Below are 12,094 nucleotides of genomic sequence, written 5' to 3' on the forward strand. Positions count from 1 at the left end.
AGGGCGGCAGCACGGTGCGTGCAGGGCTAAATTCGGTCGCGCGTGGTCTGGCGATGGGTTTCGGCGTGGGTGGAAGCAAAGAACGCACGTGCGTCGCGGCCATCCTTCGCGATGCCCGCCGTGAGCGCCTCGAGGCTGGTGTAGCGCAATTCGTCGTGCAATTTGTGCAGCAGTTCCACGCGCACGATTTTACCGTAGGCCCCTTCCGCGCCGAGGTGGGCCGGCCAATCGAGGCAATGGGTCTCCAAGAGCACCCGGCCGGCGTTGACATCGTTGGCGTCGAGCGAGGGACGCACGCCGAGGTTGGCGACGCCATGCAGTGGTGCATCGCCGAGACCGTGCACCAGCACCGCGAAGATGCCGCTGGCGGCCGGCTTCCAGTGCTTGAAGCGCAGGTTGAGGGTGCGGAAGCCGTCGTCGCGGCCGGGCTCCGAGGCGCCCAGCGCGCGGCCGAGCTTGCGGCCGTGCACCACATGGCCGGAGATCGCATAGGGCCGGCCGAGCAGGGCCTGCACGTCACTCATCCGGCCTTCGGCCAGCGCCTCGCGCACGGCAGAACTCGAGACGCGCAGGCCGTGCACTTCGTAGCTCATCATCCGCGCCACGTCGAAGCCATGCCGGTCGCCGGCCTGGTCGAGCATCGCGTAGTCGCCGGCGCGCTTGGCGCCGAAACGGAAGTCGTCGCCGACCAGCACGTAGCGCACGCCCAGGCCCTCGATCAGCACGTGCTGGATGAATTCGTCGGGGGTCTGCGAGGCGAGGCGGGCGTCGAAAGGCAGCACGATGGTCTGTGCCACGCCGCTGGCTGCCAGCTCGCTGAGCTTGTCGCGCAGCGTGCCGATGCGCGCCGGCGCCAGTTCGGGGCGCTTGTTGACGGCGGCGAAGTAGTCGCGCGGATGCGGCTCGAAGGTCAGCACGCAGCTGGGCAGCCCGCGCAGGCGCGCCTCGGTGTTGAGCAGCCCCAGCATGGCCTGGTGGCCACGGTGCACGCCGTCGAAATTGCCAATGGTCAGGGCGCAGGCCGGAGCCACACCCGGATGCCTGAAACCCCGGAAAACCTGCATCGGTTGATATCTTTTTGATAGCGCTTTGCGCCCGCCGAATGGGCCCATTCGGGGCTTTTTGTCACAAAGCCGGTATATTGTGACGCAGTGCGTCATCCGCAAGCCCTCCGGCAGGCGTGATGGCCTGGTCTTTCCGTGGTTCTTCTTTTGTCGAGGAGGCGTGTGGTGAAGGTCTTGAAGTTGTCGGCCCAAGGGCTGCCCCAATCGTGGATTTCGCTCGAACAGGCGGTGATCCACTACGCGGCGGACGAAGTGCGCTGGGAAGTCGGCGCGCAGGTCGCGCTGTTCCGCGGGGGCCACAACGCGATCACGGGCGAGCAGTCGCAGATCGCGGTCAACAGCATCATCGGCACCAAGGGCGTGCCGCGCATCAACCCCTTCACGCAGCGCCCCGGCCTCACCAACAGCAAGCTGTTCGCACGCGACCGCAACGTCTGCGCCTATTGCGGCGGCCACTTCCACGAGGAAGAACTCACGCGCGAGCACATCATCCCGTTCGCGCAGAGCGGCATCGACACCTGGATGAACGTGGTCACGGCCTGCAAGCCCTGCAACCACCGCAAGAGCAGCCGCACGCCCGAGCAGGCCAACATGCCGCTGCTCTACGCGCCTTACGTGCCCAGCCTGTGGGAAGACTTCATCCTGCGCAACCGCCGCATCCTGGCCGACCAGATGGAGTTCCTGATGGCGCACTTGCCGCACAGCTCGCGGCTGCACGGCTAGCGCCGGGCCGATCTCGATCCGCTAGTAGGTCAGCTCGAGCACGCTGACATCGCCCTGTGCCGCCGGCCAGTTCTGGCCGGCCACGCGTTCGCCATTGAACTCGGCCACGACGCTGCGCAGCGCATCACTTGAAAGCTTGAGCTTCGAGCTCGACACGCCCGCGCCCTGCGGCGGCACCCCGGGCAGCGTGGCTTGGCCGTCGAAGCGCATGGCGTCGCGCTGGGCATCGAAATAGCCGCGCGGCCGCGTGAAGACGACCAGCGCCTTGGCGTCGCGATCGGCTTCGGCGATGCGCTCGGGCCGCAACTGCACCACGGCGCTCGAACGCGGGAAGGGACTGCGGTAGATGTGCGTGGTGGCATAGCCCGGCGCGCTCAGTACGAATTCGTAGGCCGTGGCCGATTGCGCGTTGAAGGGGCCCCAGCGGCCGTCCTGCGCGATGGTCTGCTCCCACGCGGCTGCGCCGCGGCGTGCGCCGGTCGCGGTATCGACCGCGAAGACCGCGAGCCGGGCGCCGGCGAGCGGCAGGTTGTTGACGAAGGTGCCGCTCGCGGGATGGAGCGGATCGAGCCCCAGGCCCGTGACCTTGCCCGACAGCGTGATCGTCGATTCGGCCACCGGCTGGAGCGTGCGCGGGGCCTCGCCGGTCAGGAAGCGCCAGCCCGCATCGAAGGCGGCCGGCGAGAACGAAGTTTCGCGATGGTCGACGCGCGGAAGCGCCACGTTGGTCGCGCCTTTGAGCGCCGGACCGTCGAAGCCGATGTTCGTGGGCGTGCCCTTGGCGCCGATCCACACGCCGTCGGGCTGTGCGTACTTGTCGTTGTTGTCGGAGCGCACGGTCAGCCACTTCACGCCCGGCGTGACCTCGTCGCCGGCCCCGTTCTTCGGTGCGTTGAGCCGCTGCATGAAGGGGCTCAGGCCGGAGAACTCGTTGCCCTCGCGCAGCCCCTTGACGGCCCAGATGCCGTGCGCCGGGTTGCCGCCCAGTACCACGTGGCTCACGACCTGGTCGCCGCCACCGTTCTGCACGTAGTTGCGGATCGTGTTGCCGCCGCGCGAGTTGCCGATCAGGACGACCTTGCTGGCGCCCGTGGTCTTCAGCACGCGCTCGACCTCCGCTTTCAGGAAGGCCATCGACTCGGCGGTCGAACTGCGCCCCGGCTGCGCCACCGCATCGTCGTCGCGCGCCAGCGGAAAGGGCTGGTCGACCGTGAAGAGCCGTTCGCGCGGCCAGCCGTTCGATTCGAAGCGCCACAGCGTCGTCTGCCACAGTGCGGCGGAGTCGCCGTTGCCGTGCATGAACACGATCGGCGGCCGCTCGCTGGAAAGAGGCGCGGTGTTGCAGGCGGCGAGCATGGTCGTGGCGAGGCAGAGGGCGATCAGATGACGGCGAGTGTGCATGGGCAGGCTCCAATACAAAAAAGCGCCCGCGAGCGCAGGGCTGGCGGGCGTGGTGCTATCGGAAAAAGATAGCAGTTCCGTGTGTCAGGCGAAGACGCCGGCTGTGTCCTGCATGCGCGACGATACCTCGCCCAGGTGGTGCAGCGCATCGCCGAAGCTCATCTCCAGCTGCGTCAGCTTCCTGAAGTAGTGGCTCCCGATGTACTCGTCGGTCACGCCGATGCCGCCGTGCAGTTGCACCGACTGCTGGCTGATGAAGCGCATCGACACGCCCAGCTGGTACTTGGCGCGCGCGGCGCCCTGGCGGCGCTCGGCGGCCGGGGCATTGAGTTTCAGGGTTGCGTAGTAGCTCATGGAGCGCGCGAGTTCGAGCTGCATCTTCATGTCGGCCACGCGGTGGCGCAGGGCCTGGAAGCTCGCGATCGCCACGCCGAATTGCTTGCGCGTGTTCATGTACTCGACCGTGAGGGCGAGCGTCTTGTCCATTACGCCCACGGCTTCGGCGCAGGCCGCGGCGATGCCGATGTCGACCGCGTGTTCGAGTGCGGGCAGGCCATCCTTCGTGATGAGGGTAGCGGCGGCCTTGTCGAACACGACTTCGGCGGCGCGGCTGCCGTCCTGCGTGCCGTAGCCGCGTGCGGCCACGCCGTCTTCGGAACGCGGGACGAGAAAGAGCGCGATCCTGCCGTCCAACTGCGCGGGGACGATGAAGGCATCGGCCTCGTCGCCGGCCGGCACCACGCTCTTGCTGCCGTTCAGGCGATAGCCATCGCCGTCCTTGACCGCGCTGGCCTCGCAGACGTCGAGCCGATAGCGCGCCTTGCGTTCCTGGTGTGCGAGCACGACCAGGGCCTGTCCGCCTGCGATGCGCGGCAGCCAGCTGTCCTTGGTGTCCTCGTCGGCATGCGCTGCGAGCACGGCACCGGCGATGAAGGACTGGGCGAGCGGCTCCAGCACGATGCCGCGGCCCAGCTCCTCCATCACGACCATGCCTTCGACCGGCCCCATGCCGAGGCCGCCCTCGTCTTCGGGAATGTAGAGACCGCCCAGGCCCAGTTCGGCCAGCTCGTCCCAGGCTTCGCGCGAGAAGCCGCCGGCGGCCTCGATGCCGCGGCGGCGCTCGAAGCCGTAGCCTTTTTCGACCCACTTGGCGACGGCGTCGCGAAGCTGTTGCTGGTCATCGCTGAAATTGAAGTCCATTGTCTTGATCCTTGATGCCTGCGTTCAGCCCAGAACGGTCTGGGCGACGATGTTGCGTTGCACCTCGTTGCTGCCGCCGTAGATGGTGGTCTTGCGCATGTTGAAGTAGGTCGTCGCGAGCGGCGCCACTTCGGCGTGGCCGCCGGGGAAGTCGCCTTGCCAGCCGGCTGCCATGGCTTCGCGGATCAGCGGTAGCGCGAAGGGGCCCGCCGCCAGCATCATGAGTTCGGAATAGCGCTGCTGGATCTCGCTGCCCTTGATCTTGAGCAGGCCCGCGATGTCGAGCGAGTTCTTGCCCGAGGTGGCGGCCGAGAGCACGCGCAGCACCAGCATCTCCAAAGCGATCACGTCGACCTCGAGCTTGGCGATCTCGTCGCGGAAGCGCTGGTCTTCCCAAACGCCCTCGCGTTTGGCAATGCGCTTCAGGCGCTCCAGCTCGCGCTTGGCGCGGTTCGCATCGGCGATGTTGGTGCGTTCGTGCGAGAGCAGATGCTTGGCGTAGGTCCAGCCCTTGTTTTCTTCGCCGATCAGGTTCTCGGCCGGCACTTCGACGTTGTCGAACCAGACTTCGTTGACCTCATGGCTGCCGTCGAGCAGCTTGATCGGTCGCACCGTGACGCCGGGTGACTTCATGTCGATGAGGAGGAAGCTGATGCCGGTCTGCGGCTTGCCCTCGTTGCTGGTGCGCACCAGGCAGAAGATCCATTCGCCGTACTGGCCGAGCGTGGTCCAGGTCTTCTGGCCATTGACGATGTACTTGTCACCCTTTCGTTCGGCCTTGGTCTTCACCGAAGCGAGGTCCGAACCCGAGCCGGGTTCGCTGTAGCCCTGGCTCCACCAGACCTCGCCGCTCGCGATGCCGGGCAGGAAGCGCTTCTGCTGCTCGGCATTGCCGAAGGCCTGGATCACCGGTGCCACCATGACCGGACCGAAGGGGACGATGCGCGGCGCGCCGGCCAGCGCGGTTTCTTCCTCGAACAGGTGCTTCTGGATCGCGCTCCAGCCGGGGCCGCCGAATTCGGTCGGCCAGCCGTAGCCCAGCCAGCCCTTCTTGCCGAGGATCTTGGCCCAGCGCTGCAAGTCTTCGCGCGTGAGTTCCAGTGCGTTGTGCACCTTGTGGGAGATGTCTTGGGGAAGGTTGTCTTTGACCCAGGCGCGAATCTCTTCGCGGAACTTCTGTTCTTCGGGCGTGAAGCTCAAATCCATGCTTGCCTCGCTGTGTTGATCGAGCGCCGCGGAGGCGGCGCGTCCGTCGGACCGATTGGTTTTAGCACGGTCGTGCTAGTTCGCGGTGTCCGCGCCGCGACAAATGGGATCGGTGGAAACGAGCACAGATAATCCCGCCTCCCATGAAGAACATCGTGATCCTGATCTCCGGCAGCGGCTCCAACATGGCGGCCATCGTGCATGCCGCCGCGCGTGAGCGCTGGGCGCAGCGCTTCGGTGCGCGCGTCGCAGCGGTCATCAGCAACAAGGCGGGGGCGCCGGGTCTCGCTTTGGCGCAGGCGCAAGGCATCGCGACCGCGGTGATCCCGCACCAGGACTTCGCCACTCGCGAGGCCTTCGATGCGGCGTTGGCCGATGCCGTCGATGCGCATGCGCCGGCGCTGGTGGTGCTTGCGGGATTCATGCGCATCCTCACGCCGGGCTTCGTGGCCCGCTATGAAGGGCGGCTGATCAACATCCATCCTTCGCTGCTGCCGGCCTTTCCGGGGCTGCATACTCACCGCCGCGCGATCGAGGCGGGCTGCCGGGTGGCAGGCGTGACGGTGCACCAGGTGACGGTCGAGCTCGACCATGGGCCGATCCTCGCGCAGGCGGTGGTACCGGTCCTGCCGGACGACACGCCCGAGACGCTTTCAGTCCGTGTGCTGGCGCAGGAACATAGGGTTTACCCGCAGGCCATTGCGGACTGGCTCTATGAAACAAAATGACACAATCTGGTTTTCCCCGCTCGGAGAATCGTTTGTGAGAAGCCGTCACCTGTTGCTGTCCGCGCTGGCTGCCGCCGCGCTGTTGTCCGGCTGCGCCACTCCTGCACCTGCGCCCGCTCCGGCGCCAGCGCCCGCACCGGTGGCTGCCACCCCGGCGCCCGCGCCGCAAGCGCAATGCAACGCCGACGGCGCCAAGTTCGCGATCGGCCAACCCGCCTCGGCGCAGCTCGAGGCCGCGGCCCGCGTCCGCGCCGGCGCTGAGAGTGTGCGCATCCTCACGCCCAACCAGGCGGTCACGATGGAATTCAACGCGGTCCGGCTCAACCTCGTCGTCGATGCGCGCAACCGCGTGACGGCGGTGCGCTGCGGCTGAAGGTCGTTCTGGCCTTCCTCTAGCCGAGCTGGACGAAACGCAACTGTGGCAAGCCGTCGATCTCCACGGTCTCGCCGAACATCGCCGCCGGGCGTACCCACAGCCCGCGCGCGCCGTAGAGCGCTCGATACAGCGTCATCGGCTCCAGCGTCTCGCTGTGGCGCACGGTGCCGAGCACTTCGTATTCGCCGCCCTTGTAATGCCGGTAGCGGCCGGGCGGTGTTTCGATCAGGGGCGGAAGGTCGTCGTCGGTCACGCTGGGCATTGTCCTCAAGGGATTGAAAGGTCGAGATGGATCGAGCCGATTTTGTTCATCTGGTCCGATTGAGCGAGCATGCCAGCGCGGACGACAGCAACGGCTACCGGCGCGGCGTCGCTGCTTTCGCCGCACTGGGCTATCTGTGGGTGATTGCATGCCTGGCGCTCGCGGTCGGCATCATCGCCTGGGTCGTTGCGTCGATGGGGCAGGGGCGCTTCAATTTCACGCGCGGCTGGCTTCTGCTCTTCGCGCTGGGCCTGCTGTGGGCCACGCTGCGTGCGCTGTGGGTGCGCTTCGACGAGCCCGAGGGCGTGCAGCTTGCGCGCGAGGATGCGCCGGCGCTTTTCGAGGCACTCGACCGCATCCGACAGAAGATCGATGGCCCGCCGGTCCATCAGGTCTACCTCGACAGCGAGTTCAACGCCAGCATCCGCCAGCTGCCGCGCTTCGGTCTCTTCGGGGGTGCCGTCAACTACCTGAGCGTCGGATTGCCGCTCCTGATGGCGCTGGACAAGCGGCGCCTGCTGTCGGTGCTGGCGCACGAGTACGGCCACCTGCGCGGGAACCACGGCAAGCTGAGCGCCTGGATCTACCGCACGCGCTTGTCCTGGCTCAAGCTCGATGCCAGCCTGCAGAACGACGAGGGCGTGATGGCGCTGGCCTCGCAGGCCTTTTTTCGCTGGTACTTCCCGCGCTTCGCTGCCAAGACCTTTGCGCTGGCGCGGCAGGACGAGTACGAAGCCGACCGTGTCTCGGCCCGCCTGCTCGGGCCCGGCGTGGCCGGTGCGGCATTGACCGAGATCGCCGTCAAGAGCACCTGGTATGCGGATGCCTTCTGGGCCGGGCACTGGGCGCGCGCTGCCCAGGAGCCGTTGCCGGCCGGGCCCTTCTACGCGATGGAAGCCCAGCTCTGCGCGCCCGTCGCTCCCGATCTGGCGCGCGAGGCGCTGCGCAGCGCGCTGCGGCGCGTGAGCGATGTCGACGACACCCATCCGGTGCTGCGCGACCGGCTCGAAGCGCTCGATGAGAAGGCCGCGCTGCCGGTCTGGTCGGCGAAGTCGGCGCTCGAATTGCTGGCCGACAAGGCGAAATGGATCGCGTACTTCGACGGGGAATGGCGCCGCACGCATGCGAGCGACTGGAAGCAGCATCACGCCTACCTCGCACGCGTGCGGGAACGCGTCGCCGCGCTGGCCGGCAGCGCCGGACGCAACAACGCCGACGAGATGGTCGAGTGGGCCGATTGCGAGCGCCGTATCAATGCAGTCGCCGATGTGCGCGGCCGCTACGAACGCGCGTTGCAGATCACTGCGGACCACCCGGGCGCGCTGCGCGGCCTGGCGCAGACGCTCCCGCCCAAGGATCGCGCTGCGCGCCTTGCCGTGCTGGAGCGGCTCCACGCGTCGAGCACCGCGAGCCGCTGGTGGGCCGCCAAGACCGCCGTCGCGCTGCTCGAGGATCCCGATGCCGGGCCGCACGACGAGCCTGCGCTCAAACTGTGGCGCGAGCGGGCCAAGGCGGCCGAGGCGGCCGAGCAGCGCGCCTGGGAGGAGATCACCAGTACGCCCTTCTTCAGCCAGATCGCGCGCCATGACCTGAGCGAGTTCGAGCTCGGCGAGTTGAGAGCCGACCTGGTCCGTTGCAGCCCGATCTCGCGGGCCTGGCTGGTACGCAAAAACTTGCGCGAATTCCCATGGCGCCGCGCCTACGTCGTATTCGTCGAACTGCCGGGGCTGCCCGACGAGGAGCGCTGGAACCTGTGCCGCCAGCTCGAGCAGACCTTGAGCCTGCCCGGCGCCGCGCTGGTGCTGTGGGCCGGGCATTCGCCCACCCTCGCGGAAATCGAGCGTCAGGCCTTCGGGCCGGTCTGGACGCGCACGGCCGGCTGAGACAATGGGGCATGCACCCCAAAGCCCTTCTCGAGGCCTGCGCCGATCTGGTCGGCCTCGTCCTGAAATTCGATCACCCTGCCGACCAGGTCGTTTCCCGCTTCTTCCGTGAGCACCGCGAGTTCGGACCGCGCGAGCGCGCCACGCTGGCCGAGACGGTCTACACCGTGTTGCGCAAGAAGCTCCTCTTCGATCATCTGTCGCCCTCCGGCAGCGGGCCGAAGGAACGGCGCATGGCCATCCTCGGATTTCACGGTCCGCGCGATTTCCTGAAGAGCGCGCTCAGCGATGTCGAAAAGCGCTGGCTCGACAACTGCGACGCCGTCAAACCCGACGACCTGCTGGAGCGCCATCGCCACAACCTGCCCGAATGGCTGGTGGCGCCACTCAAGGCACAGCTGGGCGACGGATTCTGGCCGTTGGTGGAAAGCCTGCAGCAGCCCGCGCCGCTCGACCTGCGGGTCAATGCGCTCACCGACAAGCGGCCCGATGTGCAGAAAGAGCTTGCGCTGGCCGCCATCAAGGCGGTCGCGACGCCGTTCTCGCCCTGGGGCCTGCGCATCGACGGCAAGCCCGCGCTCGCGAAGCTCGATGCTTTCGCGCGCGGCGCGGTCGAGGTGCAGGACGAGGGCTCGCAGTTGCTGGCGCTGCTGCTCGATGCCAAGCGCGGCGAAATGGTGGTGGACTTCTGCGCCGGCGCAGGCGGCAAGACGCTTGCCATCGGGGCCACGATGCGCAACACCGGCCGGCTCTACGCCTTCGACACCTCGGCGCACCGGCTCGATGCGCTCAAGCCGCGCCTGGCGCGCAGCAAGCTCTCGAACGTGCATCCCGCCGCCATCGCCCACGAGCGCGACGAGCGCATCAAGCGCCTGGCCGGCAAGATCGACCGGGTGCTGGTCGATGCGCCATGCTCGGGCCTGGGCACGCTGCGGCGCAATCCGGACCTCAAGTGGCGGCAGTCGCCGAAGTCGGTCGAGGAATTGACAGCGAAGCAGACGGCGATTCTTCAGAGCGCCGCGCGGCTCGTGAAATCGGGCGGCCGCCTTGTCTACGCCACCTGCAGCGTGCTGCCGGAGGAAAACGAGGCCATCGCCGAGGCCTTTGGCGCCGCCAACCCGGATTTCGAGCCGCAGGACGCCGTGGAAGTACTGAGTGGCCTGAAGGTCGCGGGCGCCGAAGGCCTCGGTGCCGGCGGCGAAGGCGGCAAGCGCTATCTGCGCCTCTGGCCGCACCGTCATGCCACCGATGGTTTCTTTGCCGCGGTCTGGAGCCGGAAGTAGGCAAGAAGACCCAAAGAAGAGGGATAACTTGCGCTCGATCGAGGATTTAGCCCCCTTTTCGGGGCCGAAGCCTTAAAATCACAGGTTACCTGAAGGCTGCACCTTCGTGCGGCCATGGAGTACCGAACTCAATGTTGCTTCCTGACTCTGCCGTTCTGAGCGCGGCCATCGAATGGCTCGGACACGGCTTGTGGGATCTCGCGTGGTGGCAAGTCGTGCTGTACACGCTGTTCACCACGCACATCACGATCGCCGCGGTCACGATCTTCCTGCACCGCACGCAGACGCACCGGGCCATGGATCTGGGCCCGATTCCTTCGCATTTCTTCCGTTTCTGGCTTTGGCTGGGCACCGGCATGGTGACCAAGGAGTGGGTGGCGATCCACCGCAAGCACCACGCCAAGTGCGAAACCGAAGAAGACCCGCACAGTCCGCAGGTCCGGGGCATCGACGAAGTGCTGTGGCGCGGCGCCGAGCTCTATCGCGCCGAGTCGAAGAACAAGGAAACGATGGAGCGCTACGGCCATGGCACGCCGGACGACTGGCTCGAGCGCAACCTCTATTCGCGCTACAGCTGGCAGGGCGTGGGCCTGATGCTGGTGCTCAACCTGGCGCTCTTCGGCACGCTCGGGATGGCTGTGTGGGCGGTCCAGATGCTCTGGATCCCGATCACGGCGGCCGGCGTGATCAACGGCATCGGCCACTACTGGGGCTACCGCAACTTCGAGGCGCCCGACGCCAGCCGCAACATCATGCCCTGGGGCCTGATCATTGGTGGCGAGGAATTGCACAACAACCATCACACGTACCCGACCTCGGCGAAGTTCTCCGTCAAGAAGTACGAGTTCGACATCGGCTGGGTCTACATCCGCTTGATGCAGAAGCTCGGCTGGGCCAAGGTCAAGAAGGTGCCGCCGAAGATGCAGCTGGGCGACATCCAGCCGGTGGCCGACCAGAAGACCCTCGAGGCCGTCATCGCCAATCGTTACGAAGTGATGGCCGGCTATGCGCGCGAAATGCGCCGTGCCACCAAGGCAGAGCTGGCGTCGCTGAAGGCCAAGGGTGCCGATCTGTCGGTGCTGAAGGCCGCCAAGCGTTGGTTGCACCGCGACGACGACAAGGTGCCCGCTGCAGCCCGTTCGAACCTGGTGCAGGCACGTGCTGCGCACCCGGTGCTCGACAAGATGGTGACGATGCGCGAAGAACTTCGTCAGCTGTGGCTCAACACCTCGCAGTCGCGCGAACAACTGGCCGCCGATCTGGCTGCCTGGTGCCACCGTGCCGAAGCCAGCGGCATCGCAGGGTTGCGTGAGTTCTCCACCCGCCTGCGCGCGGCGCGCGCCTGACGGGCAACCTTTTGCCTCGATCCAAAGCCGGCCTGCGGGCCGGCTTTTTCTTGGGCAACAAAAAACCCGCTGGATCGCAGCGGGTTTTTTGTTTGAAGCCAGCCGAATTACTTCAGCTTGATTTCCTTGTACTCGACGTGCTTGCGCGCCTTCGGGTCGAACTTCATGATCGACATCTTTTCGGGCATCGTCTTCTTGTTCTTGCTGGTCGTGTAGAAATGGCCGGTACCCGCGGTGGATTCCAGCTTGATCTTTTCGCGTCCGCCTTTGCTCGTTGCCATGGTTCAGCTCCTTAAGCTTGGCCGCGTGCACGCAGGTCTGCGAGCACGGCGTCGATGCCGTTCTTGTCGATCAGGCGCAAAGCGGCGCTCGAAACACGCAGGCGCACCCAGCGATTTTCGGTCTCGACCCAGAAACGGCGGTATTGCAGGTTCGGCAGGAACCGGCGCTTGGTTTTGTTGTTGGCGTGGGAAACGTTGTTTCCGACCATCGGGCCTTTGCCCGTTACATCGCATACGCGTGCCATGTGGACACTCTTTCTTGAACAGCTGGCACCGGGCGCAAGGTGATTGCGGGGTGGGTTGCAGCTTGACCTCGCCAGAAACGGGTGGCGGTACCCCGG

The 12,094-nt window shown here is 66.5% G+C and carries 13 protein-coding genes; 6 read left to right on the forward strand and 7 right to left on the reverse strand.

Annotation, left to right across the window (positions count from 1 at the left end; translation table 11 throughout):
- Window positions 1–26: 26 nt before the first annotated feature.
- Entirely contained in the window at window positions 27–1,064 is a 1,038-nt protein-coding gene (locus ACSQ9A_RS06400; RefSeq protein WP_436303062.1) for a bifunctional riboflavin kinase/FAD synthetase, read from the reverse strand.
- A gap of 165 nt (window positions 1,065–1,229) precedes the next feature.
- Here ACSQ9A_RS06400 and ACSQ9A_RS06405 point away from each other — a divergent pair, with 165 nt between their 5' ends.
- The gene (locus ACSQ9A_RS06405) at window positions 1,230–1,787 is read left to right on the forward strand and encodes an HNH endonuclease (protein WP_436303063.1); all 558 of its coding nucleotides are present in this window, start codon (window positions 1,230–1,232) and stop codon (window positions 1,785–1,787) included.
- A 21-nt stretch (window positions 1,788–1,808) separates the two neighbouring features.
- Here ACSQ9A_RS06405 and ACSQ9A_RS06410 read toward each other — a convergent pair whose 3' ends face one another.
- The 3 genes from ACSQ9A_RS06410 to ACSQ9A_RS06420 form a co-directional block, all read right to left on the reverse strand.
- Window positions 1,809–3,188 carry an alpha/beta fold hydrolase gene (locus ACSQ9A_RS06410; protein ID WP_436303064.1) on the reverse strand — a complete coding sequence of 460 codons (1,380 nt, stop codon included), beginning with the start codon at window positions 3,186–3,188 and terminating at the stop codon, window positions 1,809–1,811.
- Window positions 3,189–3,272: 84 nt separating this feature from the next.
- Window positions 3,273–4,388, reverse strand: coding sequence for an acyl-CoA dehydrogenase family protein (locus tag ACSQ9A_RS06415; protein WP_436303065.1), 1,116 nt, complete (start codon window positions 4,386–4,388; stop codon window positions 3,273–3,275).
- 24 nt (window positions 4,389–4,412) lie between these two features.
- Window positions 4,413–5,594 carry an acyl-CoA dehydrogenase family protein gene (locus tag ACSQ9A_RS06420; RefSeq protein WP_093108938.1) on the reverse strand — a complete coding sequence of 394 codons (1,182 nt, stop codon included), beginning with the start codon at window positions 5,592–5,594 and terminating at the stop codon, window positions 4,413–4,415.
- Between the two features lie 143 nt (window positions 5,595–5,737).
- Here ACSQ9A_RS06420 and purN point away from each other — a divergent pair, with 143 nt between their 5' ends.
- Together purN and ACSQ9A_RS06430 are read left to right on the forward strand one after the other, a co-directional pair.
- Window positions 5,738–6,322: a phosphoribosylglycinamide formyltransferase gene (gene purN, locus ACSQ9A_RS06425; protein ID WP_436303066.1), complete on the forward strand. Its 585-nt coding sequence runs from the start codon at window positions 5,738–5,740 to the stop codon at window positions 6,320–6,322.
- Between the two features lie 34 nt (window positions 6,323–6,356).
- Window positions 6,357–6,695 carry an I78 family peptidase inhibitor gene (locus tag ACSQ9A_RS06430; RefSeq protein WP_436303067.1) on the forward strand — a complete coding sequence of 113 codons (339 nt, stop codon included), beginning with the start codon at window positions 6,357–6,359 and terminating at the stop codon, window positions 6,693–6,695.
- Between the two features lie 19 nt (window positions 6,696–6,714).
- On the opposite strand, the gene ACSQ9A_RS06435 is transcribed toward ACSQ9A_RS06430, so the two are convergent.
- A complete protein-coding gene (locus ACSQ9A_RS06435; RefSeq protein WP_436303068.1) occupies window positions 6,715–6,951 on the reverse strand; it encodes a DUF1653 domain-containing protein in 237 nt (78 codons plus the stop codon).
- 35 nt (window positions 6,952–6,986) lie between these two features.
- Between ACSQ9A_RS06435 and ACSQ9A_RS06440 the strand changes: the two genes are divergently transcribed.
- From ACSQ9A_RS06440 to ACSQ9A_RS06450, 3 genes are all read left to right on the forward strand, one after another.
- A complete protein-coding gene (locus tag ACSQ9A_RS06440) occupies window positions 6,987–8,843 on the forward strand; it encodes a M48 family metalloprotease (protein ID WP_436303069.1) in 1,857 nt (618 codons plus the stop codon).
- A gap of 11 nt (window positions 8,844–8,854) precedes the next feature.
- Window positions 8,855–10,126, forward strand: coding sequence for an RsmB/NOP family class I SAM-dependent RNA methyltransferase (locus tag ACSQ9A_RS06445; RefSeq protein WP_093108934.1), 1,272 nt, complete (start codon window positions 8,855–8,857; stop codon window positions 10,124–10,126).
- Window positions 10,127–10,257: 131 nt separating this feature from the next.
- Window positions 10,258–11,472 (forward strand): DesA family fatty acid desaturase, encoded by a 1,215-nt coding sequence (locus ACSQ9A_RS06450; protein ID WP_093108933.1) that lies wholly within the window; start codon window positions 10,258–10,260, stop codon window positions 11,470–11,472.
- A gap of 107 nt (window positions 11,473–11,579) precedes the next feature.
- Here the strand turns inward: ACSQ9A_RS06450 and rpmG are convergent, their stop codons facing one another.
- Together rpmG and rpmB are read right to left on the reverse strand one after the other, a co-directional pair.
- Window positions 11,580–11,753, reverse strand: a complete 174-nt coding sequence (gene rpmG, locus ACSQ9A_RS06455) for a 50S ribosomal protein L33 (RefSeq protein ID WP_007830291.1) — start codon at window positions 11,751–11,753, stop codon at window positions 11,580–11,582.
- Window positions 11,754–11,764: 11 nt separating this feature from the next.
- The gene (gene rpmB, locus ACSQ9A_RS06460) at window positions 11,765–11,998 is read right to left on the reverse strand and encodes a 50S ribosomal protein L28 (RefSeq protein WP_007830293.1); all 234 of its coding nucleotides are present in this window, start codon (window positions 11,996–11,998) and stop codon (window positions 11,765–11,767) included.
- Window positions 11,999–12,094: the final 96 nt, after the last annotated feature.

It is taken from the genome of Variovorax sp. LjRoot290 (genome assembly GCF_964253985.1).
Classification (GTDB): domain Bacteria; phylum Pseudomonadota; class Gammaproteobacteria; order Burkholderiales; family Burkholderiaceae_C; genus Variovorax.

What these genes read in the sequence shown, in the direction of transcription:
- ACSQ9A_RS06400 (WP_436303062.1), bottom strand. Translation starts at nt 1,064, where the DNA reads ATGCAGGTTTTCCGGGGTTTCAGGCATCCGGGTGTGGCTCCGGCCTGC.
- ACSQ9A_RS06410 (WP_436303064.1), bottom strand. Translation starts at nt 3,188, where the DNA reads ATGCACACTCGCCGTCATCTGATCGCCCTCTGCCTCGCCACGACCATG.
- ACSQ9A_RS06415 (WP_436303065.1), bottom strand. Translation starts at nt 4,388, where the DNA reads ATGGACTTCAATTTCAGCGATGACCAGCAACAGCTTCGCGACGCCGTC.
- ACSQ9A_RS06420 (WP_093108938.1), bottom strand. Translation starts at nt 5,594, where the DNA reads ATGGATTTGAGCTTCACGCCCGAAGAACAGAAGTTCCGCGAAGAGATT.
- purN (WP_436303066.1), top strand. Translation starts at nt 5,738, where the DNA reads ATGAAGAACATCGTGATCCTGATCTCCGGCAGCGGCTCCAACATGGCG.
- ACSQ9A_RS06440 (WP_436303069.1), top strand. Translation starts at nt 6,987, where the DNA reads ATGGATCGAGCCGATTTTGTTCATCTGGTCCGATTGAGCGAGCATGCC.
- ACSQ9A_RS06445 (WP_093108934.1), top strand. Translation starts at nt 8,855, where the DNA reads ATGCACCCCAAAGCCCTTCTCGAGGCCTGCGCCGATCTGGTCGGCCTC.
- ACSQ9A_RS06450 (WP_093108933.1), top strand. Translation starts at nt 10,258, where the DNA reads ATGTTGCTTCCTGACTCTGCCGTTCTGAGCGCGGCCATCGAATGGCTC.
- rpmG (WP_007830291.1), bottom strand. Translation starts at nt 11,753, where the DNA reads ATGGCAACGAGCAAAGGCGGACGCGAAAAGATCAAGCTGGAATCCACC.
- rpmB (WP_007830293.1), bottom strand. Translation starts at nt 11,998, where the DNA reads ATGGCACGCGTATGCGATGTAACGGGCAAAGGCCCGATGGTCGGAAAC.